This window comes from Variovorax sp. CF079 (genome assembly GCF_900101545.1).
In the GTDB taxonomy this organism is placed as follows: Bacteria; Pseudomonadota; Gammaproteobacteria; order Burkholderiales; family Burkholderiaceae_C; genus Variovorax.
This window is the reverse complement of record NZ_FMZU01000008.1, coordinates 79,073-100,637: the sequence shown is the minus strand read 5'-3', so window position 1 is coordinate 100,637 and position 21,565 is coordinate 79,073. Positions and strand designations below refer to the sequence as shown.

Below are 21,565 nucleotides of genomic sequence, written 5' to 3'. Positions count from 1 at the left end.
TTTCCAATGATCAAGAAATTCATCGACAAACTCCTCGGCAAATCCGGCGATGCCGCACAGGGCGGTAAGGCCCGTTTCGGCAAGCGCCAGGAGGTGCCCGCCTCGGTGCACGGCATCGACCCGGCGCTGGTCGACGAGCGCGCCAAGAACGTCGTCACCACGCTGCAGGATGCCGGCTATGAGGCCTACGTCGTCGGCGGCGCGGTGCGCGACCTGCTGCTCGGCCTGCGTCCCAAGGACTTCGACGTCGCGACCAACGCGACGCCCGAGCAGGTGAAAAGCCTGTTTCGCCGCGCCTTCATCATCGGCCGGCGCTTTCGCATCGTGCACGTGGTGTACGGCCGCGGGCGCGAGCACGAGGTGATCGAGGTCTCGACCTTTCGTGCCTACATGGACAGCAACGGTGCCGAGCAGGTGGCTGGCAACGAACGCACCAGCAAGGGCGAGCTCGCGGGCATGAAGCACGCGGTCGATGCCAGCGGCCGCGTGCTGCGCGACAACGTCTGGGGCCCGCAGGAAGAAGACGCCGCGCGGCGCGACTTCACGGTCAATGCGATGTACTACGACCCGGCGAGCGAGATCGTGGTCGACTATCACAACGGCATCAAGGACTCGAAGAAGCTCACGCTGCGCATGATCGGCGACCCGATCACGCGCTACCGCGAAGACCCGGTGCGCATCATTCGCGCGATCCGCTTCTCGGCCAAGCTGGCTGCACTCGGCTTCAAGCTCGAGCCCAAGACGGCAGCGCCGCTGGTCGAATCCAGCAAGCTCCTGGCCGACGTGCCGCAAAGCCGCCTGTTCGACGAGATGCTCAAGCTGCTGCAGACCGGCCATGCCGTCGCCACCGTCGCGCAGTTGCGCAAGCTCGAGCTGACGACCGGCATCTACCCCTTGCTCGACGTCGTGGTCGAGCGTGCCGATCTGCCCTTCGTGAAGGCCGCCCTGCAGGACACCGACCGCCGCGTCGGCGAAGGCAAGCCGGTGGCGCCGAGCTTCCTCTTGGCCTGCGTGCTGTGGGCCGATGTGCGCGACGGCTGGGCCCAGCGCGTCGAGGGCCGCCACGGCCAGCGCGCGCAAGCCGCGTTCCCGGCGCTGCAGGATGCGATCGACGACGTGTTCAATGCGCGCATCGGCGACGTCTCGGGCCGCGGCAAGCTGGCCGCCGACATGCGCGAAATCTGGATGATGCAGCCGCGCTTCGACAAGCGCACGGGCGCCACGCCCTACAGCCTGGTCGAGCAGGCGCGCTTTCGTGCGGCCTTCGACTTCATGCGCTTGCGCGCCGACGTCGGCGAGGTCAGCGAAGCGATCGCCGAGTGGTGGCAGGAGTTCAGCACGGCCGACGAGGTGCGCCGCCAAGACCTCTTGGACCAGGTGCGCGACGAGCAGCACAAGAGACCCCGCCAGCGCGTGCCTGCCGCGCGTGCGCCGGCGGCCGCCGCCGACGAGGCTCAGCTTCCGCCCGACGGTGAAGTCGCTGCCGCCGCGCCGCGCAAGCGCCGCCGCAGGCGCAAGCCGCGCAGCGGCGGCGAAGCCGGCAGCAGCGTCGCGGCCGAATGACGGCGAGCCGGGCCTACGTCGCAATCGGCGCCAACCTGGGCGACGCGCGCGCGACGGTGAGGCAGGCGATGGACGATCTAGCGGCGCTGCCCGGCACGCGCGTCGGGGCACGCTCTTCGCTCTATCGCAGCGCGCCTGTCGATGCCCTGGGGCCCGATTTCATCAATGCGGTGGTCGAACTCGAGACCGAACTGGATCCGACGGCGCTGCTGGTCGAGCTCCAGCGCCTCGAGAGCGGCGCGGGCCGCGAGCGTCCCTACCGCAATGCGCCGCGCACCCTTGATCTCGATCTGCTGCGCCATGGCGAGGTGGTGATGGACACGGCGGTGCTGACGCTGCCGCATCCGCGCATGGGCGAGCGCGCCTTCGTGCTCGTGCCGCTGGCGGAGATCGCGCCGGAGCAGGTTACGCCGGCCCAGCTCGCCCAGGTGGCCGACCAGCGCATCGAGCGCCTCTGAACCTCGTCTGCGCGCCCGACCAGTACACTTGCGCGGTTTTTTCACGATGGCGTCACATGAGTGTGGTGGCCGAGATCCAGGAGAGCGCCATGTTCGGCAAGCTGCTGCCCCGCGAGGGGAATTTTTTCGAGATGTTCAATCAGCACGCCGACCGCATCGTCGAAGCCGCGCGCGCCTTCGAGCAACTCGTCGCCAACTACAACGACCTGCATCTGCGCGAGCAGTACAACCGCGATGTCGACAATGCCGAGCGCGCTGCCGACCGCGTGACGCATGACGTCAACCGGTTGATCCACAAGACCTTCATCACGCCGATCGACCGCGAGCAGATCCACAAGCTGATCAACACGATGGACGACGTGGCCGACCTGATCCAGGACTCGGCCGAGACCATGGCGCTCTACGACGTGCGCCACATGACGGAGGAGATCACGCGCCTGACCACGCTCAGCGTGAAGTGCTGCGAGCGAGTGAAGGACGCGGTCAAGTTCCTCGGCAAGATCACCGACCCGGCCACCGCCGAGGCCACGCTCAAGACCTGCGAGGAAATCGACCGGCTCGAGTCCGACGCCGACCGCGTGATGCGCAGCGCGATGAGCAAGCTGTTCCGCGAAGAGCCGGACGTGCGCGAAGTCATCAAGCTCAAGGCCATCTACGAGCTGCTGGAGACGATTACCGACAAATGCGAAGACGTCGCCAACGTGATCGAGGGCATCGTCCTCGAGAACTCCTGAGCGCGGGCTCCGAATGACAACGGTGCAGGTCGCCCTGTGGGTGGTGGTGGTGCTGGTCGCGCTGGCCATCGCATTCGACTTCATGAACGGCTTTCACGACGCGGCGAACTCGATCGCCACGGTGGTGTCGACCGGCGTGCTCAAGCCCGGCCACGCCGTGGTGTTCGCGGCCTTCTTCAACCTGATCGCGATCTTCGTCTTCCACCTGAGCGTGGCGGCGACCATCGGCAAGGGCATCGTGCAGCCGGGCATCGTCGATGTGCACGTGGTGTTCGGCGCCCTCGTCGGCGCCATCAGCTGGAACTTCCTCACCTGGTACTACGGCATTCCCAGCAGCTCATCGCACGCGTTGATCGGCGGCATCGTGGGCGCGGTGATCGCCAAGGCCGGCTCGGGCGCCTTGATCGCTGCCGGGATCTGGAAGACTGTGGCCTTCATCTTCGTTTCGCCGTTCCTGGGTTTTCTGCTCGGCTCGCTGATGATGATCGTGGTCGCCTGGGCGTTCCGGCGTTCGACGCCGTCGCGCGTGGACCGGTGGTTCCGCACGCTGCAGCTGGTTTCGGCCGGCGCCTACAGCCTGGGCCACGGCGGCAACGATGCGCAGAAGACCATCGGCATCATCTGGATGCTGTTGATCGCGACCGGCTATTCGGCTGGCAACGCGGAGGCGCCGCCGGCCTGGACCGTCGGCAGCTGCTATGCGGCGATCGCGCTCGGCACCATGTTCGGCGGCTGGCGCATCGTCAAGACCATGGGCCAGAAGATCACCAAGCTCAAACCGGTCGGCGGCTTCTGCGCCGAGACGGGCGGGGCGCTGACCCTGTTCCTCGCGACCGCGCTGGGCATTCCGGTCTCGACCACGCACACCATCACGGGTGCGATCGTCGGCGTGGGTTCGGCACAGCGCGCGAGCGCCGTGCGCTGGGGCGTGGCCGGCAACATCGTGTGGGCCTGGATCTTCACGATCCCGGCCTCGGCCTTCGTGGCCGCGATCGCCTACTGGATCGGCCTCCAGGTCTTTTAGCTCGCCCCCAGGCAGCGCGCACTTCGTGTCGCTTCGCCAACCCCCTACCGGGGGCGGCCCGGCCGCTTCGGGCGGCCGGGCGCGGCGACCCTCTGAAATGGCAGGCCTCGCCCCTGTCCGCTCGGGCTGAGCTTGTCGAAGCCTTGCGCAGCGGCGATTACTGAGAAATCTTCCGGCCTTCTTCGATCTGGTGCTCGAAGAAGCGCTGGAAGCTGAAGGCGATGCTGGCCATGAGGATCGTGCTGCCGAAGAACAGGGCCAGCACGACAGCGCCGATGGTGAGCCAGTTGGTGCGCCCGGCGGGAGCCTCGGGCGCGGCGCCGGCGTTGTAGCGGGCGTTCCATTTCTCCGGCGTCATCAGGCCATAGACGATAGCGGTGAGCGCGCAGCCCGCAATCGTGAAGCCGAGCAGCGGGAGCAGCAGCCAGCTCCAGCCGTCGTCCACGCCATAGAGGCGCAGGCGTTCGATGCCGTACAGGCCGAGCGCCGTCGGGATCGGCAGCAGCCAGCCCAGCGTGCTGCCGAAGCCGCGCAGATAGAAGCAGTGCAGCCCCAGAGGCCCGCCGAGGAAGGCGAGCCAGGCGGCCACGGTCTTGTTCTTCATTCGGGGCTCGTCGAGCTGCCTTCGCCCAGCACCTTTTCCATCAAGACCACGTCGCGCCACTGGCCGAACTTCCAGCCGCAGTCCTTGAGCACGCCCACATGGGCGAAGCCCTGGCCGCGGTGCACGCCGATCGATCCGGCGTTGGCCGAGTCACCGATCACCGCGATCAGCTTTCGCACGCCGACGGATTCGGCGGCCTGCGTCAGCGCGGCCAGCAGTCGTGCACCCAGGCCCTGGCCCCGCGCGGCGTCGGCCAGGTAGATGGAATCCTCGGCCGAAAAGCGGTAGGCGGGACGGGGCTTGAACCAGCTGCAGTACGCAAAGCCGAGCAGTTCGCCGTCCTGCTCGGCCACCAGATAGGGCAGGTTCTTCGACAGCACGTCGGCGCGTCGGGCAGCCATGTCGGCGGATGAGGGCGGCTCGGTCTCGAAGGTGCCTGTGCCGTGCAGCACGTGATGGGCATAAATGGCGGTGATTGCCGCGATGTCCTCGTCGCGGCTGGGGCGGATGGTGGTCATTCTGAGACGATTGGCAATGCCAAGGGTGTTGAAAAAGTCGCTCGGGCTATAATCGTGGGCTTTTCAGCGTGTCGCTGGCCGGGTGGCCATGTCGCGTGTCTCGACGCTGGAAGAACACCGTGGGCGAACCTATTCGGGTTTGCTGCACCACCCGAAGGATAAATCATGGTCGTCATTCGACTCTCCCGCGGCGGCGCCAAAGGCCGTCCGTTTTTCAACATCGTCGTGTCGGACAAGCGCGTTCGCCGCGATGGCCGTTTCATCGAGCGCCTGGGTTTCTATAACCCGACCGCCAAGGAAAACGAAGAAAGCATCCGCATCGCGCAGGATCGCCTGGCCTATTGGAAGAGCGTCGGCGCGCAAGCCTCGCCCACGGTCCATCGCCTGATCAAGCAAGCCGCCGCCGCGGCTCCGAAGGCCGCTGCTTAAGCGGCCGGCAAGGCGATGCTGCCCACACTCGAAGCCGCCGAACTGCCGGCGGACGCGATCGAGGTGGCGCGCATCGCCGACGCCTGGGGCATCAAGGGCTGGTTCAAGGTCCTGCCCCACAGCGCCCAGCCCGAGGCGCTTTTTTCATCCAAGCGCTGGTTTCTGCAGCCGCCCGGCGCAAAGACCGCCGGCGCTTTCCGGCTCGCGATCCGCGAAGCCAAGGAACACTCCGACTGCATCGTCGCCTCGTCCGAGGACGTGCCTGACCGCAACGCGGCCGAAGCCTTGCGCGGTGCGCGCGTGTTCGTGCCGCGTTCGAGCTTTCCGACCGCCGGCGACGACGAGTACTACTGGGTCGATCTGATCGGGCTTGCCGTCGTGAACCGCGAAGGCGTCGCGCTCGGCACGGTGCGCGAACTTCTCGCCAGCGGGCCGCAGACCACGCTGGTGTTGGACGCCCAGGAGGGCGGCAAGCCGATCGAGCGCATGGTTCCCTTCGTCTCGGCCTTCGTCGACAAAGTGGATCTGCCGGGCCGGCTGATCACGGTCGACTGGCAGCCTGATTACTGAGCCGCCCGGGCTCCGGCGCCGCCATGCGCTTCGACGTCATCACCCTCTTTCCCGAGCTGTTCGCGCCCTTTCTCGCGAGCGGCGTGACGCGCCGTGCCTACGAGTCGAAGCAGGTCGAGGTCGTGCTGTGGAACCCGCGCGATTTCGCCGACGGCAACTACCGGCGCGTCGACGACCGGCCTTTCGGCGGCGGCCCAGGTATGGTCATGATGGCCGAGCCGTTGTCGGCCTGCCTCGATGCGGCGCTGGCGGCCCGGGGCGCGGCGGCGCCGGTGCTTCTCTTCTCGCCGATCGGCGAGACCTTGAGGCACGCGGTGGTGGAGCAATGGTCCGCCACCGAAGGCGCAGTGCTGGTGTGCGGGCGCTATGAAGGCATCGACCAGCGCTTCATCGATGCGAGGGTCACGCACCAGCTGAGCATCGGCGATTTCGTGCTTTCGGGCGGCGAGATTCCCGCCATGGCCTTGCTCGACGCCGTCGCGCGGCTCCAGCCCGGCGTGCTGGGCGATGAGGACAGCCATGTGCAGGACAGCTTCAATCCGGCGCTCGACGGCCTGCTCGACTGCCCCCACTACACCCGGCCGGAGCAATGGAAGGGCGAGGGCGTGCCTCCCGTCCTGCTCTCGGGGCATCACGTGCAGATCGAGCGCTGGCGACGCGATCAGCGGCTCGCGATCACCCTGCAAAAACGGCCGGAGCTGATCGAGGCGGCACGCGCAGCCGGACGGCTCAGCCCGGTGGACGAGAAAGTGCTCCAAAAAAAGCTATAATCTTTGGCTCCCCGATCCTCTGCCGGCCGCGTCGCCTTGGCCTTCAGGCCTCAAGACGCCTTTTGTGTAGCGCGAGCACGATCGAATCCAGGAAACAAATGAACCTCATCCAGACCCTCGAGCAGGAAGAAATCGCCCGGCTCGGCAAGAAGATCCCCGATTTCATGCCCGGTGACACGGTCATCGTCAGCGTGAACGTCGTCGAAGGCAACCGCAAGCGCGTGCAGGCCTACGAAGGCGTCGTGATCGCCAAGCGCAATCGCGGCCTCAACAGCGGCTTCACGGTGCGCAAGATCTCCAGCGGCGAAGGCGTGGAACGTACGTTCCAGACCTACAGCCCGTTGATCGCCGGCATCGAAGTCAAGCGTCGCGGCGATGTGCGCCGCGCCAAGCTCTACTATCTGCGCGAACGCAGCGGCCGTTCGGCACGCATCAAGGAAAAGCTGCCGGGCAAGTCGTCGGCAGCGGCTGCTCAATAAAGAGGGCCTCCCGTCGTGCAAAAAGCCGCCGATCAAGGCGGCTTTTTGCATTTGTGCTTCGATGCATCCAGCGTTCGTGATTTTTGTTGTTGTGCCACGTGTCACGCTGGCTCAGTTTTTGCGTTTTACTCAGCAAGTCCTTTCTTGACCACACCACCACCGTCCACCATGCGCGCTGCTTCCGTCGAATCCGTCAACGCCGTCCTGCCGTCGGCGCTGCGGTCCTTGGACCCGCGCCAGGTGCCGGTGGTCGGTATCGACGTCGGGTTGCCCGCGGTGGCGCCCTCCCGCTTCGATGCGCGCGCCTTGCGCGCACGCTTCGCCACGCCGCCGGCCTGGGTGCCCGAGTTGCGGCGCGAGCCGCGGCTGACGGATCGCGTACCCGCCCAGGCGGCGGTGCTGGTGCCGATCGTGATGAGGGACGAACCCACGGTGCTGCTGACCGAGCGGACGACGCATCTGTCGACCCACTCGGGCCAGGTCGCCTTTCCGGGCGGCCGGGTCGACCCCGAAGACGCCAATATTGCAGCGGCCGCCCTGCGCGAAGCGTGGGAAGAGGTCGGCTTGTCCGCGGCGTACATCGAGGTGCTGGGCTGCCTGCCGACCTACACCACCGTCACGTCCTTCATCGTGACGCCGGTGGTCGCGCTGGTGCGCCCGGACTTCGAGCTGAACATCAATCCTTATGAGGTGGCGGCGGCTTTCGAAGTGCCGCTCGCTTACCTGATGAATCCGGCGAACCACCGGCGGCACGCGTTCGTCGGCGAAGACCTCAAGTCGCGCGAGTGGTTTTCGATGCCCTACCAGGACGGTCCTGACGAGCGTTACGTATGGGGTGCGACGGCGGGCATGCTGCGCAACCTCTACCGCTTCCTCTCGGCCTGAACCACGCCGCGTCCCGTCCGGGTGCCATGGAGGCACTCGCTATCATCGACGGATGAGCTTCTTTGCGATCCTGTGCGCGTTGCTGATCGAGCAGGTGCGGCCGCTTGCGTACCACAACCCCGTGTACGGCAGCGTGCTCGCATGGACGCGTTGGACCAGCCGCAATTTCGACGCCGGCAAGCCGCACCATGGCTGGGTGGCCTGGGGGCTTGCGGTGCTCGTGCCGACGGTGCTCGCATTGGGCGTGCACTGGCTGCTGGTGCTCACGCTCGGGCTGCCCTTCGCGGTGCTGTGGAGCGTCGCGGTGCTCTACGTCACGCTGGGCTTTCGGCAGTTCAGCCACCATTTCACCGGCATCCGCGATGCGCTCGACGAGGGCGACGAAGCGCTCGCGCGCTCGCTGCTCGCGCATTGGCAGCGCGTCGATGCGGCCGACCTGCCGCGCAGCGAGATCGTGCGGCACGTGATCGAGCACTCGGTGATCGCGGCGCATCGGCACGTGTTCGGTGTGCTCGCCTGGTTCTCCATCCTCGCCGCCGCCGGATTGGGGCCTGCCGGCGCGGTGTTCTATCGGATGAGCGAATTCGTCTCGCGCTATTGGGCGCACAAGAACGGCGCTTCGATCCAGCCGTCCAGCACGTGGGTCCAGCATGCGGCCGATCGGGCCTGGGGCCTGATCGACTGGCTGCCGGCGCGCATCACGGCGCTCGGTTTCGCGGTGGTCGGCAGTTTCGAAGAAGCGATCGACTGCTGGCGCAACGACGCCCGGCGCTTTCCCAACGAGAACGACGGCGTGATCCTGGCCGCGACCTCGGGTGCCGTCAACGTGCGGCTCGGTGGCGGCACCCTGAGTCCGGTCCCGCTGACCGATCCGTTGTCGAGGGCGCAGGCGGGCGATCCGCTCGCCGGCGGGCGTGGCCCCGACAGCGGCAGCACCCCGGGGCGCGAACCTGAACCAGCGCACCTGCGCAGCGTTGTCGGCCTGGTCTGGCGTTCGGTCGTGATGTGGATGGTGCTGCTCGCGCTGCTCACGCTGGCGCGCCTGCTGGGCTGAGCCGGGTGTATCGGCCTTGAGCACCGCTCCAAGCTTCTGGAGTCCGCGCATTGCGGCGCTGGAGCCCTATGTGCCGGGCGAGCAGCCGCGCATCGCGAATCTGGTCAAGCTCAATACCAACGAGAACCCCTATCCGCCCTCGCCGCGAGTGCTCGATGCCATTCAGGAGGCGGCAGAGAAGGGACTCGAACGCTACCCCGATCCCGAATCGATCGCGCTGCGCGAAGCGATCGCTGTGCGCCACGGCCTGCACAGCGCGCAGGTGTTTGCGGGCAATGGCTCCGACGAAGTGCTGGCCCACGCCTTCTTCGCCTTTTTCCAGCAAGCCGAGCCTTTGCTGATTCCGGACGTCACCTACAGCTTCTACCGCGTCTACGCGCAGCTCTATGCGATCGCATGCGAGCTGCAGCCGGTGGACGAGGGACTTCGCATCGATGCCGATGCGCTGGCGGCGCGTGCCGCGGCCGGCTGCGGCGGCATCGTGATCGCGAATCCCAATGCGCCGACCGGTATCGGGATGCCGCTCGCATGCATCGAGCGTCTGCTCCAGGCCTGCCCGCAGCGCGTGGTGCTGGTGGACGAGGCCTATGTGGATTTCGGCGGCGAAAGCGCGCTGCCCCTGATCGCGCGCTATCCGAACCTGCTGGTCGTGCAGACGCTGTCGAAATCGCGTTCGCTCGCCGGCTTGCGCGTGGGCTTTGCCTGCGGGCAGGCGCGGCTGATCGATGCGCTGCAACGGGTCAAGAACAGCTTCAACTCCTATCCGCTCGACCGCTTGGCGACGGCGGGCGCCATTGCCGCGCTCGCTGACGAGGCCTGGTTCTCGAAGACGCGCGACGCCGTCGTCGACACCCGCGAGGGACTGACGCTGCAGTTGGAGGATCTGGGCTTCGAGGTATTGCCCTCGCAGGCCAACTTCGTATTCGTGCGCCATCCCGCGCACGATGCCGCCGCACTGGCGGCGGCGCTGCGGGCGCGCGCGGTGCTGGTGCGGCACTTCGGACAGCCGCGCATCGCGCAGTACCTGCGCATCAGCATCGGCACGCGGGAGCAGTGCAGTGCGCTGGTCGATGCGCTGGCGCAGGTCCTCGATTGAATCGCCTCAGGCGCGGCCCGTCACTTCCTTGAGCAGGCCAATGTACTGATCGACGAAGCGCGCGGGCATGAAGGCTTGCGCGCGTTCGCGGGCCTTTGCCGTCTGCGCGGCCCGGAGGACCGGATCGCCCAGCACCCGCTGCATCTGCGCGGCCAGCGCTTCATCGTCGCCGTTCGGGAAGACGAGACCGGCATCGCCGACGCACTCCGAAAGTCCGCCCTTGGCCGAGACGATGAGGCTCTTGCCTGCTGCCAGGAGCTCGACCGCGACCCCGCCCATCGGCTCGTACCACGCGGATGGGATCACGCCGATCATGCCCTTCGAGACCCATTCGACGAGCGCAGGGCCCGATTGCGAGCCGGCGAAGACGACGGAAGCCGAGAGGCCGGATGCGGCCACCAGCCGCTCGATCTCCGGCCGTGCGCTCCCATCCCCGATGAGCAGCAGCCGCGGCGCTTCCCGACTGCGTTGGACGACCTTCGCGAAGGCGCGGATCAAGGTGTCGACGCCCTTCTCCTGCACGATCCTTCCCATGTAGAAGAACTCGTACTCGGGCTCGCCGCGGTCCGCTGCCTGGAAGCGCTCGATCGGAAAGGGGTTGTAGATCTGCACCTGCCGCGGCAGCGGCAGCGTCTTGTTCATCCACTGGGTGATGGCGACATTCCGGGTAACGGCGAACTTGGCGATACCGCGCCGCAGCAGCAGTTTCACGCCATCCTTCAAGCCGCGTACGTAGCCGCTTCTGCGCGCATGAAAGAGAAAAGACGCCACGGGCTCGAGCGGCGCCGGGGCGTTGTCGACCCAGCCGGCGCCGTCGATGCATGAGGCCTGGTAGCCCACATGCACCCAGACGAAGGGCTTGCGATAGGCCAGAACCCAGGGCTGAAGCGCCAGGCTCGCGCCATTGAAGAGGACCACGTCCGCCCAGCGCAGAAGCTCGCGCACGCGCGCGCTAGCCGGTTGGCGGATCACCTCGAAGGGGAACTGCGTGCCGTCCCCCTCGGGCGTCTGGGTCACCACCTTGCAGTCGATGCCTTTCGCCACGAAGCCCTCGACGAGTGCGCGCGATACGGTCTCGACGCCGCCCACCGACGGATGGAACACATGGGAATACAGCAGCACCTTCATTTGTAGCGGGATTGGCTCAGTTCGGCGAACAGCTCGCCATAGATCCGATAGCGCGAGGGGCTGATCGCACCCGGATGGCCGGGCGACTCCACCTGCGCGATCACACCGCAGCCCGGCTCGTGCAGATGCGTGCAGTTGTAGAACTTGCATGCCGCGGCGTGTTCGGCGATGTCGGTCATCAGGTGCGCGAGTTGCATCGCTTCGATGTGATTCAGTCCGAATTCCTGGAAGCCCGGCGAATCGATCAGCGCCGTGGTCCGCGCGTCGTCCACCCAGTACCAGGTGGTGCTGGTCGTGGTGTGCTTGCCCGAATTGAGCGCCTGCGAAATCTCTGCCGTCGAGGCCAGCGCGGCCGGCACCAGCAGGTTGGTGAGCGTGCTCTTGCCGGCGCCCGACGGACCGAGCACCAGGGTGGTCTTGCCCGCCAGCAGCTTCATCAAGGTTGCGCGATCGGCCTCCGGCGAGGCCTTGAGCGACAGCGGCAACACGCCATGGTGCATCCGGCGGTAGGGCGCCAGCCTGGCCCAGGCCCGTTCGAAGGGGGCGACGACATCGCTCTTGTTGAGCGCGATGATCGGCGCGATGCGTTCGGCCGCGGCCGCGATCAGCGCACGCGCCAATTGGGTTTCGGAGAACTCGGGCTCGGCCGCGATCAGGATGAGTACCTGGTCGAGATTGGCCGCGAAGGACTTGGTGCGAATCTCGTCCTGCCGGTAGAACAGGTTCTTCCTCTGCTGTACCTGCTCGATGGTGCCCTCGTCCTCGCTGGCCTGCCAGCGTACCCGGTCGCCCACCACGGCCTGGCTCTTCTTGCCGCGCGGATGGCAAATCAGTCGTTCGCCCTCGGGTGTTTCGACGAGGCAGTGGCGGCCATGGCTGGCAATGACGAGTCCGTCGCGCAATGCGGCACCCTCGGCGCCGCTGCGTTGCTTAGCCAAGGGCGCGTTCCATCGGGCTCAGGCCGTTGCCAGCAGGGCATCCGCCTGCGTCGCGCACTCGAAATCCGTGGCCGAGATGCCGCCCACGTCGTGCGTGTTGAAGCGTACGACGCAGCGGTTGTAGTGCACCGAAAGGTCGGGGTGGTGGTCTTGCGTGTGCGCAATGAAGGCCAGTGCGTTCACGAAGGCGATGGTCTCGAAGTAGTTCGCGAAGCTGAAAGTCTTCTCGATCGCGACATCGGCGCCGTCGCCGGTCAGCTTCCAGCCGTCGAGCCGCGCCAGGCCGGCGACGATCTCGGTGGCGCTCAGTGCGCGGCGTGCGTGCTGCTTCCAGTCCTTGGGTTTGAACATGCTGCTCATGGTCGGCTTTCTCAGGTTCAACCCGCGACCATGCGCGCAAGGCGCTCGGATGCGGGCGGGTGCGAGTAGTAGAACTTGACGAACACCGGGTCGGGTGTCAGCGTCGAGGCGTTGTCCTGGTAGAGCTTGAGCAGCGCCGCCGAGAGGTCGGCGCCGCTGGTTTGCGCGATCGCATAGGCGTCGGCCTCGAACTCGTGCTTGCGGGAAATGCGCACCGGCAGCGGCGCGACGAAGAAGCCGAAGACCGGCACCGCGAGCATGAAGAGCAGGATGGCGAGTGCATCGTTGGGCGCTGCCATGTTGGGCTGTACGCCGAGGCCGACATAGAACCACGAATGGACCGACAGCCAGCCCAGCAGCGCGAAGCCGGCCAGGCTCAGCGCGAACATCGCGGCCATGCGCTTCACGACGTGCCGGTGCTTGAAGTGGCCCAGTTCGTGCGCGAGCACGGCCTCCACTTCGCCGGCGCTGAGCTGGCGCAGCAGCGTGTCGTAGAAGACGACGCGCTTGCTGGCGCCGAAGCCGGTGAAATAGGCGTTGGCATGCGCGCTGCGCTTGCTGCCGTCCATCACGAACAGGCCCTTGGCGGCAAAGCCGCAGCGCTTCATCAGGGCGTTGACGCGCGCCTTGAGCGTGGCGTCGTCCAGCGGCTGGAACTTGTTGAAGAGCGGCGCAATGAAGGTCGGATAGACCAGCATCAGCAGCAGATTGAATGCCATCCAGGCGCCCCAGGCCCACAGCCACCACAGGTTGCCGGCCGCGCCCATGAGCCAGAGCATCAACGCCGCGATGGGCAGGCCGATGAGCGCGCCCAGCAGCAGCGACTTGGCGCCGTCGAGGAGCCACAGCCGCCAGGTCATCTTGTTGAAGCCGAAGCGTTCCTCGAGCCTGAAGGTCTGCCAGAGCGTGAATGGGAGGTCGAGCAGGCCGCTGATCAGCGCGAAGGCAGAGAGCAGCGCGAGCTGCTGCAGCATGCCGCCGCCCATCCAGTTCATCAGCAATTTGTTGAGGAGGTCGAGCCCGCCCAGCAGGGTCCAGCCCAAAAGCAGCGCCGTGCCCCAAGCCATTTCGAGCAGGCCGAATCGGGTCTTGGCCACCGTGTAGTCGGCGGCCTTCTGGTGCGCTGCGAGCGCGATGGCCTGCGCGAAGGCCGCAGGCACTGCATCGCGATGGCGCGCCACATGACGCACCTGCCGCGTGGCGAGCCAGAGTTTGACGACGAGGCCTGCAGCCAGCGCGAGGGCGAACGCAAAAGTGAAGAGGAGGGCGGCGGACATGGCGAGGCGAGTTTAGCCCGCACGCCAGCCGCTCGCGCACAGGGTCATCGACGACAATCACCCGATGTCAGAATCCACCGCCCCGACCGCGCCCGTGCCCGCCACCACCCTCAAGAAGAGCGACCAGAACCTCGTCTGGCTGGACTGCGAGATGAGCGGCCTCGACCCCGAAAAAGAGCGCCTGCTCGAGATCGCCGTCGTCGTGACCGGCCCCGATCTGGTGCCGCGCATCGACGGCCCCGTGCTCGTCATCCACCAGAGCGACGAGGTGCTCGACGGCATGGATTCCTGGAACAAGGGAACGCATGGCCGCAGCGGGCTGATCGACAAGGTCAAGGCCTCCACGTTGGACGAGGCCGCGGCCGAGCAGCAACTGCTCGAGTTCGTCGCGCGCTACATCCCGAAGAACGGCTCGCCGATGTGCGGCAACACCATAGGCCAGGACCGGCGCTTCCTGGTCAAGTACATGCCGAAGCTGGAAGCCTATTTCCATTACCGCAACCTCGACGTCAGCACGCTCAAGGAACTGGCCAAGCGCTGGAAGCCGGCCGCCTACAACGCCTTCAAGAAGCAGCAGGCGCATACCGCGCTGGCCGATGTCCACGAGTCGATCGAGGAGCTCGCGCACTACCGCGATACCTTCTTGCGCATTGCGGATTAGGTAAAAACCCGAAGCCATGCGATAATCATCGGCTTCGCTGCCGGGGACCCTTCAGGCAGCGTTTTCTTGCATCTCCCTATCTTGCACACCGCGCCCCGTTGAATGGGCCGCAGCAAAGACGAAAGTCCTTGCTGAATGTCGTTGGATGGTTGATGTTTTTCACCACCCAACGGAGCGCCGCCCACGGCAGCGCTCGCGTATGAGATTTCTGAATGACCGACGCTTTTGAAGCGCAGGGCGACTTTGCGCCTGTGCAATCCGATGAAACGACTTCCTTCGAGGCGCTCGACGCCGTCGAAGCCACCGAGCCGAAGCTGCCCAACGGCTTCATCAAGCTCGGCCTCGCGCCCGAGCTGATCGCCGCGGTCGAAGACCTGGGCTTCACCCAGCCGACCACCGTGCAGGAACAAGTGATTCCGCGCGCCATGACCGCCAGCGGCCAGGCCGACGGCGCCACGCGCTTCGTCGACCTGATGGTGTCGAGCCAGACCGGTAGCGGCAAGACCGCCGCCTTCCTGCTGCCCGTGCTGCACACCCTGCTGCAGCGCCAGGCCGAAGCCGAGGCTGCGGCCAAGGCCGAATTCCAGCGCCTGGCCGCCGAAGCCGCCGCGCGCGGCGAAGCTCTGCCGAAGAAGCCCAAGCGCAAGGACCCGACCAACGCGCGCCATTTCAAGGCGGCCACGCCCGGCGCTCTGATCCTGTGCCCCACGCGCGAACTCGCCCAACAGGTGGCGCATGACGCGATCGACCTGGTCCGCCATTGCCGCGGCCTGCGCATCGCCAACGTGGTGGGCGGCATGCCCTACCAGTTGCAGATCGCCCGGCTGCAGAACGCAGACCTCGTGGTCGCCACGCCCGGCCGTCTGCTCGACCTGCAGCGCTCGATGCAGATCAAGCTCGACCAGGTCAAGTTCCTGGTCGTCGACGAGGCCGATCGCATGCTCGACCTCGGCTTTGCGGACGACCTCGCCGAAGTCAACCAGCTGACCATCGAGCGCCAGCAGACCATGATGTTCAGCGCCACCTTCGCGCCGCGCATCCAGCAGCTGGCGCAGCGCGTGATGCGCGAGCCGCAGCGCGTGACCATCGACAGCCCGCAGGAGAAGCACGCCAACATCAAGCAGGTACTGTTCTGGGCCGACCACTCCCAGCACAAGCGCAAGCTGCTCGACCACTGGCTGCGCGACACCACCATCAACCAAGCCATCGTGTTCGCGAGCACGCAGGTCGAATGCGACGGCCTCGCCAACGACCTGCAGCAGGACGGCTTCAGTGCCGTGGCGCTGCACGGCGCGCTGAGCCAAGGCCTGCGCAATCGCCGGCTGATGGCGCTGCGCCAGGGCCAGGTGCAGATCCTCGTGGCCACCGACGTGGCCGCCCGCGGCATCGACGTGCCGACCATCACGCACGTCTTCAACTTCGGCCTGCCGATGAAGGCCGAGGACTACACCCACCGCATCGGCCGCACCGGCCGGGCAGGGCGCGACGGCCTGGCCGTGACCTTCGCCGAGTTCCGCGATCGCCGCAAGATCTTCGACATCGAGTCGTACAGCCGCCAGCAGTTCAAGGCCGAGGTGGTCCCCGGTCTCGAGCCGCAGCAGCGCTCGCCGCAGTCGCGCCCGGGAGGCGACTTCGGTGGCCGTGGCCGCGACAGCCGTGACAACCACTCGCGCGATCGCAAGTTCGGCGGCGGCGGCGGTCATCGTGGCGGCCCCGCAGGCGGCTATGCGGGCGCCAGCGGTTTCAATGATCGCGGTCCTGCACGCGGCCCGGGTGCACCGGCACCGCGTGGCTTCCAGCACAAGGGCAATGCGGGCTTCGGCGGCGGTCGCGACGACGCTGCCGGCTATGGCCGCAAGCCCGGCTGGGGCGATAGCGCACCCCGCGGCGGCGCAGCCGGCGCAGGCCGCGGCGATGGTTTCGCACCGCGCGGCAACAACGGCGGCGGCAAGGTGTTCGTGCCTCGCGACGCCCAACGGCGCGCCTTCAAGCCCACGCGCTGAGCGCCTGCTGCGCACATGACAAAGCCCGCCTTCGGCGGGCTTTTCCTTTGGGGCGCGATCAGGCCAGCGGCACGCTCGCTTCCTTGAGCACGCGCAGCACGAAGTGCGACTGGCTGTGGCGGATGCCCGGAATCTTGTAGAGCTTCTCGCGCAGCAGCCGCTCGTAGTCGCGCGTGTCGCGCACCGCGATGCGGATGTAGTAGTCGTAGTCGCCTGAGACCAGGTAGGCCTCCTGGACTTCGGGAATGGTGGCGAGCACGCGGCCGAACTCGTAGAGCGTCTCGTCGCTGTGGCTTTCCAGCGTGAGTTGCACGATCACGGAGTCGTGGTAGCCGAGCTTGGCGGCATCGAGGTCGACCGTGTAGCGCTTGATCACTTCCTGCGCTTCGAGCTTCTTGATGCGGCTCCAGCAGCTCGTCGGCGACAGCCCGACCTCGGCGCCGATTTCCTGCAGCGTCTTGCGCGAGTCGTGCAGAAGCGCACGCAGGATCGCCATATCGAATCTGTCGAATGATTCTTCGTTTGTTTTCTTGTTTTGGCGATTGATCTTCATGAAATCAGCAGAATTGCTTGAAAGAATGAAGCAAATTCTGCATCGAAACCGGAAGAATCGGTGCATGCACGCCACCATCGCCTCCTCCGTCCCGACTGTCACGCTGCGCAACGGCGCCGAAGCCCTGCTCGACACCCTGATCGAATGCGGCATCGACACCATCTTCGGCTATCCCGGCGGCGCCGCGCTGCCGCTCTACGACGCACTGCACGGCGAGCCTCGGCTGCGGCATGTGCTGGTGCGGCACGAGCAGGCGGCGGTCCATGCGGCCGAAGGCTACGCGCGCAGCACCGGCCGCGTGGGCGTGGTGCTCGTGACCTCGGGGCCGGGTGTCGGCAACACCATCACCGGCCTGCTCGATGCGATCAGCGACTCGGTGCCCGTGCTGTGCATCAGCGGCCAGGTTGCAACCGGCGTGATCGGCACCAACGCGTTTCAGGAAAGCGATGCACTCGGCATGTCGCGGCCGGTGACGAAGTGGAATCACCAGACCCGCATCGCCGACGAGATCCCGGCCGTGGTGCGGCGTGCGCTGCGCATCGCCGCCTCCGGGCGCCCGGGGCCGGTGCTGCTCGACGTGCCGAAGGATGTTCAGCTCGCGCCGCTGACCGGCCAGCCGGCCTCGACGCCGCGGCGGCCCGGCCCCGATGCACGACTGCCGCCGTACGCCAGCCTGCAGCGCGCGGCGGATCTTCTCTCGACCGCCCGCCGGCCCGTCCTCTACGGTGGCGGTGGGCTCGTCAACGCCGGTCCCGGCGCATGCGAAGCCTTCACGCGCCTCGTGCATCGCCTCGACGCACCCTGCACGCTGACCTTGATGGGACTCGGCGCCTTCCCGGCCTCCGACCCGCGCTTTCTCGGCATGCTGGGCATGCACGGCACGCTGGAGGCCAACCTTGCGATGCACGAGGCCGATCTCGTGGTCTGCGTCGGCGCGCGTTTCGATGACCGAGTGACGGGCAAGCTCGACGAGTTCTGTCCGCATGCGCGCAAGATTCACATCGACATCGATCCCAGCAGCATCAACAAGGTGGTGCGGGTTGACGCTCCATTGGTCGGCGATTGCGGCGCGGTGCTGGATGCACTGCTTGCGCTGCCCGCGCTCGACGGCCTCACGCCGGAGCGGCTCGCGCCCTGGTGGCAGCGCATCGAGCGCTGGCGCGCGCAACGCTGCCTGGACTTCGCTGCGCGCAGCGACGCCATCCTGCCGCAGCAGCTGATGCGCTCGCTGCAGCAGGCCATAGAAGGCCGCGACGCCATCGTCTCCACCGATGTCGGCCAGCACCAGATGTGGGCCGCACAGTACCTGCGCTTCGAGCGCCCGCGCTGCTGGCTGACATCGGGCGGGGCCGGCACCATGGGCTATGGCCTGCCGGCGGCCATCGGCGCGCAGATCGCGCACCCCGAGGAGCTCGTCGTCTGCGTGAGCGGCGACGCCTCGGTACTCATGAATATCCAGGAGCTTTCCACGGCCATGCAGCACCGAACGCCCGTGAAGCTCGTGTTGTGCAACAACGGCTACATGGGCATGGTGCGCCAGTGGCAGGAACTGAATCACGGCAACCGGCTGAGCCACAGCTGGAACGAGGCGCTGCCCGATTTCGTGGCGCTGGCCAGGGCTTTCGGCTGGGGTGCGCGGCGCGTGTCGGACCCTGCCGAACTGCAGGCCGCGCTGGCCGAGTGCATAGGGTACGAGGGCCCCTTCTTCCTCGACGCACAAGTGGCCCCGCAGGAGAACTGCTTTCCGATGATGCCGGCCGGCCAGGGCCACCATCGCGTGATGCTCACCAAGGACCGGTGGTACGTGGAAGACTGACTGCGAGGGCCGGAAAACCGTCAGGGGTGACAATGGCGGCTGGCCGCGCGATCGGATCGCGCACCAGCATCAATACTCGGAAAGAACCCCAAGGACCGACATGAGCACAGCAAGCTACACCGACACCCGACTGCTGATCGAGAATGAATGGTGCGACGCCGCGAGCGGCAAGACCCTGGACGTGATCAACCCTGCCACGGGCAAGCCCATCGGCAAGGTCGCCCACGCCGGCATTCCCGACCTGGACCGGGCACTGGCCGCCGCGCAGCGCGGCTTCGAAGCCTGGCGCAAGATCCCGGCCAACGAACGCGCAGCGACGATGCGCAAGGCCGCAGGCCTGGTGCGCGAACGCGCCGCCGACATCGCCCGCCTGCTCACGCAGGAGCAGGGCAAGCCCTTCGTCGAAGCGCGTGGCGAGGTACTCGCCGGCGCCGACATCATCGAATGGTTCGCCGACGAAGGCCGGCGCGTCTATGGCCGCATCGTGCCGTCGCGCAACCTCGCGGCGCAGCAGCTGGTGATCAAGGAGCCGCTCGGCCCCGTGGCCGCGTTCACGCCGTGGAACTTCCCGATCAACCAGATCGTGCGCAAGCTCGGCGCTGCGCTCGCGAGCGGTTGCTCCTTCCTCGTCAAGGCGCCGGAAGAAACGCCGGCCTCTCCGGCGGCGCTGCTGCAGGCCTTCGTGGATGCGGGCGTGCCCGCGGGCACGGTCGGCCTGGTGTTCGGCGATCCGGCCGAGATCTCGAGCTACCTGATTCCGCACCCCATCATCCGCAAGGTCACTTTCACCGGCTCGACGCCGGTGGGCAAGCAGCTCGCGGCCCTGGCCGGCGCGCACATGAAGCGCGCCACCATGGAGCTGGGCGGTCACGCCCCCGTGATCGTGGCCGAGGACGCCGACGTCGCGCTGGCCGTGAAGGCCTCGGGCGGTGCCAAGTTCCGCAACGCGGGGCAGGTGTGCATCTCGCCGACGCGCTTCCTCGTGCACAACAGCATCAAGCAAGCCTTCGCCGAAGCGATGGTGAAGCATGCCGAGAGCCTCAAGCTCGGCGACGGCCTGGCCGAAGGCACGACTCTTGGGCCGCTCGCGAACGCGCGCCGGCTCACTGCGATGGCGAAGGTGCTCGACGACGCGCGCGCCACGGGCGCCAAGGTCGCCACCGGCGGCGAACGCGTGGGCTCCTCCGGCAACTTCTTCGCGCCCACCGTGCTGACGGACGTCTCGCTCGAAGCCGACGTGTTCAACAACGAACCTTTCGGCCCGATCGCCGCCATCCGCGGTTTCGACACGCTCGAAGAAGCGATCGCCGAAGCCAACCGCCTGCCTTTCGGCCTTGCGGGCTACGCGTTCACGAAGTCGATCAAGAACGCGCACCTGCTGTCGCAGCAGATGGAAGTCGGCATGCTGTGGATCAACCAGCCGGCCGCGCCCACGCCGGAGATGCCCTTCGGCGGCATCAAGGACTCGGGCTACGGCTCCGAGGGTGGTCCGGAGGCGATGGAGGCGTACTTGAACACCAAGGCCGTCTCGATCATGGCGGTGTAGCCGTTCTCAGGCGCCGGCGGATTCCGCGAGCTGCTGGAGCCGGGGTCCGCCCTGGCGCTCGAGCATCCAGCCCGGATATTCGGCCGGCAGCGCGCTGACCTTGTCGAGCGCGGCGAGTTCCTCGTCGCTCAAGGCGATGGCGGTCGCCGCGATGTTGTCGTCGAGCTGCTCTGCGCGCTTGGCGCCGATGATCACGCTCGTCACCGCCGCCTGGTGCAGCAGCCAGGCCAGGGCGATCTGCGCCACGGAAACGTCCTTCGCCTGCGCGATGCCACGCATCACGTCGATGCAGTCGTAGGCGCGCTCGACGTTCACCGGCGGAAAGTCGAAGGTGGTGCGTCGGCTGCCTGCCTCCGCCTTGACGTCGCGGCCGTACTTGCCGCTCAGCAGGCCGCCGGCGAGCGGGCTCCAGACCATCAGCCCGACGCTTTCGCTCTTGAGCAGCGGAACCAGTTCGCGCTCGAGATCGCGGCCGGCGATCGTGTAGTACGCCTGCAGCGATTCGAAGCGCGCCAGCCCCAGCCGTTCGGAGATGCCGAGTGCCTTCATGATCTGCCAGGCGGCCCAGTTCGACACGCCGACATAGCGCACGTGGCCGTGCTGAACGAGGTTGTCGAGTGCGCGCACGGTCTCCTCGATCGGCGTTGCCGGATCGAAGCCATGGATCTGGTACAGGTCGATATGGTCCAGCTGCAGGCGCTTCAGGCTCGCCTTCACACCGTCCATGATGTGATGGCGCGACATGCCGCGCGAATTGATGCTTTTCGTGCCGGCCTCGCCGAACACCTTGGTGGCGACAACCACGTTCTCGCGCGGCACCTGCAGGTTTCGCAGCGCCTGCCCGGTGATGATTTCCGAGCGGCCGTCGGAGTAGACGTCGGCCGTGTCGATGAAGTTGATCCCGGCATCGAGCGAGCGGCCGATCAGGCGCTCGGCCTCGGCCTGCTGCAGGTCGCCGATCTGCCCCCAGATGCCGCCTCCGCCGCCGAAAGTCATCGTGCCGAGACAGAGCTCGGAAATGAACAAGCCGGTACGGCCGAATCTTCTGTAGCGCATATGAGGAACTCCTTGGGTTGCGTGCTGCGAGCGTGCAGTTTTG

General features: G+C 66.9%; 23 protein-coding genes. 15 read left to right on the top strand and 8 right to left on the bottom strand.

Annotated features, from left to right (window positions below; translation table 11 throughout):
• The first annotated feature begins 6 nt into the window (after positions 1 to 6).
• The 4 genes from pcnB to BLS74_RS12500 all read left to right on the top strand — a co-directional run bounded on the left by pcnB (position 7) and on the right by BLS74_RS12500 (position 3,779).
• A complete protein-coding gene (gene pcnB / locus BLS74_RS12515; protein WP_093106431.1) occupies positions 7 to 1,563 on the top strand; it encodes a polynucleotide adenylyltransferase PcnB in 1,557 nt (518 codons plus the stop codon).
• Complete coding sequence (gene folK / locus BLS74_RS12510) at positions 1,560 to 2,021, top strand: 2-amino-4-hydroxy-6-hydroxymethyldihydropteridine diphosphokinase (protein WP_093106428.1); 462 nt, start codon at positions 1,560 to 1,562, stop codon at positions 2,019 to 2,021. Before pcnB ends, folK begins: the two co-directional genes overlap by 4 nt.
• An 89-nt stretch (positions 2,022 to 2,110) precedes the next feature.
• Positions 2,111 to 2,755 (top strand): DUF47 domain-containing protein, encoded by a 645-nt coding sequence (locus BLS74_RS12505; protein ID WP_093106846.1) that lies wholly within the window; start codon positions 2,111 to 2,113, stop codon positions 2,753 to 2,755.
• Between the two features lie 13 nt (positions 2,756 to 2,768).
• A complete protein-coding gene (locus tag BLS74_RS12500) occupies positions 2,769 to 3,779 on the top strand; it encodes an inorganic phosphate transporter (RefSeq protein ID WP_093106426.1) in 1,011 nt (336 codons plus the stop codon).
• A 157-nt stretch (positions 3,780 to 3,936) separates the two neighbouring features.
• On the opposite strand, the gene BLS74_RS12495 is transcribed toward BLS74_RS12500, so the two are convergent.
• Both BLS74_RS12495 and BLS74_RS12490 read right to left on the bottom strand, forming a co-directional pair.
• Positions 3,937 to 4,383: a hypothetical protein gene (locus BLS74_RS12495; RefSeq protein ID WP_093106423.1), complete on the bottom strand. Its 447-nt coding sequence runs from the start codon at positions 4,381 to 4,383 to the stop codon at positions 3,937 to 3,939.
• Positions 4,380 to 4,901, bottom strand: coding sequence for a GNAT family N-acetyltransferase (locus BLS74_RS12490; RefSeq protein ID WP_093106421.1), 522 nt, complete (start codon positions 4,899 to 4,901; stop codon positions 4,380 to 4,382). Before BLS74_RS12490 ends, BLS74_RS12495 begins: the two co-directional genes overlap by 4 nt.
• 165 nt (positions 4,902 to 5,066) lie before the next feature.
• On the opposite strand from BLS74_RS12490, the gene rpsP reads away from it, so the two are divergent.
• The 7 genes from rpsP (at position 5,067) to hisC (ending at position 10,184) form a co-directional block, all read left to right on the top strand.
• Positions 5,067 to 5,330: a 30S ribosomal protein S16 gene (gene rpsP / locus BLS74_RS12485; RefSeq protein WP_093106418.1), complete on the top strand. Its 264-nt coding sequence runs from the start codon at positions 5,067 to 5,069 to the stop codon at positions 5,328 to 5,330.
• A gap of 15 nt (positions 5,331 to 5,345) precedes the next feature.
• Complete coding sequence (rimM, locus tag BLS74_RS12480; RefSeq protein WP_093106416.1) at positions 5,346 to 5,900, top strand: ribosome maturation factor RimM; 555 nt, start codon at positions 5,346 to 5,348, stop codon at positions 5,898 to 5,900.
• 23 nt (positions 5,901 to 5,923) lie between these two features.
• Complete coding sequence (trmD, locus tag BLS74_RS12475; RefSeq protein WP_093106413.1) at positions 5,924 to 6,670, top strand: tRNA (guanosine(37)-N1)-methyltransferase TrmD; 747 nt, start codon at positions 5,924 to 5,926, stop codon at positions 6,668 to 6,670.
• A gap of 98 nt (positions 6,671 to 6,768) precedes the next feature.
• Positions 6,769 to 7,149, top strand: a complete 381-nt coding sequence (gene rplS, locus BLS74_RS12470; RefSeq protein ID WP_093106411.1) for a 50S ribosomal protein L19 — start codon at positions 6,769 to 6,771, stop codon at positions 7,147 to 7,149.
• 168 nt (positions 7,150 to 7,317) lie between these two features.
• On the top strand, positions 7,318 to 8,034 hold the full coding sequence (locus tag BLS74_RS12465) for a CoA pyrophosphatase (protein ID WP_093106408.1): 717 nt from the start codon (positions 7,318 to 7,320) through the stop codon (positions 8,032 to 8,034).
• A 52-nt stretch (positions 8,035 to 8,086) separates the two neighbouring features.
• Positions 8,087 to 9,088: a CobD/CbiB family protein gene (locus BLS74_RS12460; protein ID WP_093106405.1), complete on the top strand. Its 1,002-nt coding sequence runs from the start codon at positions 8,087 to 8,089 to the stop codon at positions 9,086 to 9,088.
• 16 nt (positions 9,089 to 9,104) lie between these two features.
• Positions 9,105 to 10,184, top strand: coding sequence for a histidinol-phosphate transaminase (gene hisC / locus BLS74_RS12455; protein ID WP_093106402.1), 1,080 nt, complete (start codon positions 9,105 to 9,107; stop codon positions 10,182 to 10,184).
• Between the two features lie 6 nt (positions 10,185 to 10,190).
• On the opposite strand, the gene BLS74_RS12450 is transcribed toward hisC, so the two are convergent.
• The 4 genes from BLS74_RS12450 to BLS74_RS12435 are packed head-to-tail and all read right to left on the bottom strand — an operon-like array spanning position 10,191 to position 13,887.
• Complete coding sequence (locus BLS74_RS12450) at positions 10,191 to 11,312, bottom strand: glycosyltransferase family 4 protein (RefSeq protein WP_093106400.1); 1,122 nt, start codon at positions 11,310 to 11,312, stop codon at positions 10,191 to 10,193.
• The gene (gene rsgA / locus BLS74_RS12445) at positions 11,309 to 12,250 is read right to left on the bottom strand and encodes a ribosome small subunit-dependent GTPase A (protein ID WP_093106397.1); all 942 of its coding nucleotides are present in this window, start codon (positions 12,248 to 12,250) and stop codon (positions 11,309 to 11,311) included. Before rsgA ends, BLS74_RS12450 begins: the two co-directional genes overlap by 4 nt.
• Before the next feature lie 18 nt (positions 12,251 to 12,268).
• On the bottom strand, positions 12,269 to 12,610 hold the full coding sequence (locus BLS74_RS12440; RefSeq protein ID WP_093106395.1) for a 4a-hydroxytetrahydrobiopterin dehydratase: 342 nt from the start codon (positions 12,608 to 12,610) through the stop codon (positions 12,269 to 12,271).
• A gap of 17 nt (positions 12,611 to 12,627) precedes the next feature.
• Entirely contained in the window at positions 12,628 to 13,887 is a 1,260-nt protein-coding gene (locus tag BLS74_RS12435; RefSeq protein WP_093106392.1) for a M48 family metallopeptidase, read from the bottom strand.
• Between the two features lie 64 nt (positions 13,888 to 13,951).
• Between BLS74_RS12435 and orn the strand changes: the two genes are divergently transcribed.
• A complete protein-coding gene (gene orn, locus BLS74_RS12430; RefSeq protein WP_093106390.1) occupies positions 13,952 to 14,548 on the top strand; it encodes an oligoribonuclease in 597 nt (198 codons plus the stop codon).
• 212 nt (positions 14,549 to 14,760) lie between these two features.
• Positions 14,761 to 16,551: a DEAD/DEAH box helicase gene (locus BLS74_RS12425; RefSeq protein ID WP_093106387.1), complete on the top strand. Its 1,791-nt coding sequence runs from the start codon at positions 14,761 to 14,763 to the stop codon at positions 16,549 to 16,551.
• Positions 16,552 to 16,609: 58 nt separating this feature from the next.
• On the opposite strand, the gene BLS74_RS12420 is transcribed toward BLS74_RS12425, so the two are convergent.
• Positions 16,610 to 17,104, bottom strand: coding sequence for an Lrp/AsnC family transcriptional regulator (locus tag BLS74_RS12420; protein WP_212733656.1), 495 nt, complete (start codon positions 17,102 to 17,104; stop codon positions 16,610 to 16,612).
• A 64-nt stretch (positions 17,105 to 17,168) separates the two neighbouring features.
• Here BLS74_RS12420 and ilvB point away from each other — a divergent pair, with 64 nt between their 5' ends.
• Both ilvB and BLS74_RS12410 read left to right on the top strand, forming a co-directional pair.
• Positions 17,169 to 18,920 carry a biosynthetic-type acetolactate synthase large subunit gene (gene ilvB / locus BLS74_RS12415; protein ID WP_093106385.1) on the top strand — a complete coding sequence of 584 codons (1,752 nt, stop codon included), beginning with the start codon at positions 17,169 to 17,171 and terminating at the stop codon, positions 18,918 to 18,920.
• A gap of 100 nt (positions 18,921 to 19,020) precedes the next feature.
• The gene (locus BLS74_RS12410; protein WP_093106382.1) at positions 19,021 to 20,466 is read left to right on the top strand and encodes an NAD-dependent succinate-semialdehyde dehydrogenase; all 1,446 of its coding nucleotides are present in this window, start codon (positions 19,021 to 19,023) and stop codon (positions 20,464 to 20,466) included.
• Between the two features lie 6 nt (positions 20,467 to 20,472).
• On the opposite strand, the gene BLS74_RS12405 is transcribed toward BLS74_RS12410, so the two are convergent.
• Entirely contained in the window at positions 20,473 to 21,522 is a 1,050-nt protein-coding gene (locus BLS74_RS12405) for an aldo/keto reductase (protein ID WP_093106380.1), read from the bottom strand.
• Positions 21,523 to 21,565: the final 43 nt, after the last annotated feature.

Excerpts from the sequence above, each read along its gene's own strand:
- BLS74_RS12505 (WP_093106846.1), top strand. The coding sequence starts at position 2,111 with ATGTTCGGCAAGCTGCTGCCCCGCGAGGGGAATTTTTTCGAGATGTTC.
- BLS74_RS12440 (WP_093106395.1), bottom strand. The coding sequence starts at position 12,610 with ATGAGCAGCATGTTCAAACCCAAGGACTGGAAGCAGCACGCACGCCGC.
- rpsP (WP_093106418.1), top strand. The coding sequence starts at position 5,067 with ATGGTCGTCATTCGACTCTCCCGCGGCGGCGCCAAAGGCCGTCCGTTT.
- BLS74_RS12450 (WP_093106400.1), bottom strand. The coding sequence starts at position 11,312 with ATGAAGGTGCTGCTGTATTCCCATGTGTTCCATCCGTCGGTGGGCGGC.
- orn (WP_093106390.1), top strand. The coding sequence starts at position 13,952 with ATGTCAGAATCCACCGCCCCGACCGCGCCCGTGCCCGCCACCACCCTC.
- BLS74_RS12425 (WP_093106387.1), top strand. The coding sequence starts at position 14,761 with ATGACCGACGCTTTTGAAGCGCAGGGCGACTTTGCGCCTGTGCAATCC.
- pcnB (WP_093106431.1), top strand. The coding sequence starts at position 7 with ATGATCAAGAAATTCATCGACAAACTCCTCGGCAAATCCGGCGATGCC.
- BLS74_RS12490 (WP_093106421.1), bottom strand. The coding sequence starts at position 4,901 with ATGACCACCATCCGCCCCAGCCGCGACGAGGACATCGCGGCAATCACC.
- BLS74_RS12500 (WP_093106426.1), top strand. The coding sequence starts at position 2,769 with ATGACAACGGTGCAGGTCGCCCTGTGGGTGGTGGTGGTGCTGGTCGCG.
- BLS74_RS12465 (WP_093106408.1), top strand. The coding sequence starts at position 7,318 with ATGCGCGCTGCTTCCGTCGAATCCGTCAACGCCGTCCTGCCGTCGGCG.
- BLS74_RS12410 (WP_093106382.1), top strand. The coding sequence starts at position 19,021 with ATGAGCACAGCAAGCTACACCGACACCCGACTGCTGATCGAGAATGAA.
- ilvB (WP_093106385.1), top strand. The coding sequence starts at position 17,169 with ATGCACGCCACCATCGCCTCCTCCGTCCCGACTGTCACGCTGCGCAAC.
- BLS74_RS12405 (WP_093106380.1), bottom strand. The coding sequence starts at position 21,522 with ATGCGCTACAGAAGATTCGGCCGTACCGGCTTGTTCATTTCCGAGCTC.
- rimM (WP_093106416.1), top strand. The coding sequence starts at position 5,346 with ATGCTGCCCACACTCGAAGCCGCCGAACTGCCGGCGGACGCGATCGAG.
- BLS74_RS12435 (WP_093106392.1), bottom strand. The coding sequence starts at position 13,887 with ATGTCCGCCGCCCTCCTCTTCACTTTTGCGTTCGCCCTCGCGCTGGCT.
- folK (WP_093106428.1), top strand. The coding sequence starts at position 1,560 with ATGACGGCGAGCCGGGCCTACGTCGCAATCGGCGCCAACCTGGGCGAC.
- rplS (WP_093106411.1), top strand. The coding sequence starts at position 6,769 with ATGAACCTCATCCAGACCCTCGAGCAGGAAGAAATCGCCCGGCTCGGC.
- trmD (WP_093106413.1), top strand. The coding sequence starts at position 5,924 with ATGCGCTTCGACGTCATCACCCTCTTTCCCGAGCTGTTCGCGCCCTTT.
- BLS74_RS12460 (WP_093106405.1), top strand. The coding sequence starts at position 8,087 with ATGAGCTTCTTTGCGATCCTGTGCGCGTTGCTGATCGAGCAGGTGCGG.
- BLS74_RS12495 (WP_093106423.1), bottom strand. The coding sequence starts at position 4,383 with ATGAAGAACAAGACCGTGGCCGCCTGGCTCGCCTTCCTCGGCGGGCCT.
- BLS74_RS12420 (WP_212733656.1), bottom strand. The coding sequence starts at position 17,104 with ATGAAGATCAATCGCCAAAACAAGAAAACAAACGAAGAATCATTCGAC.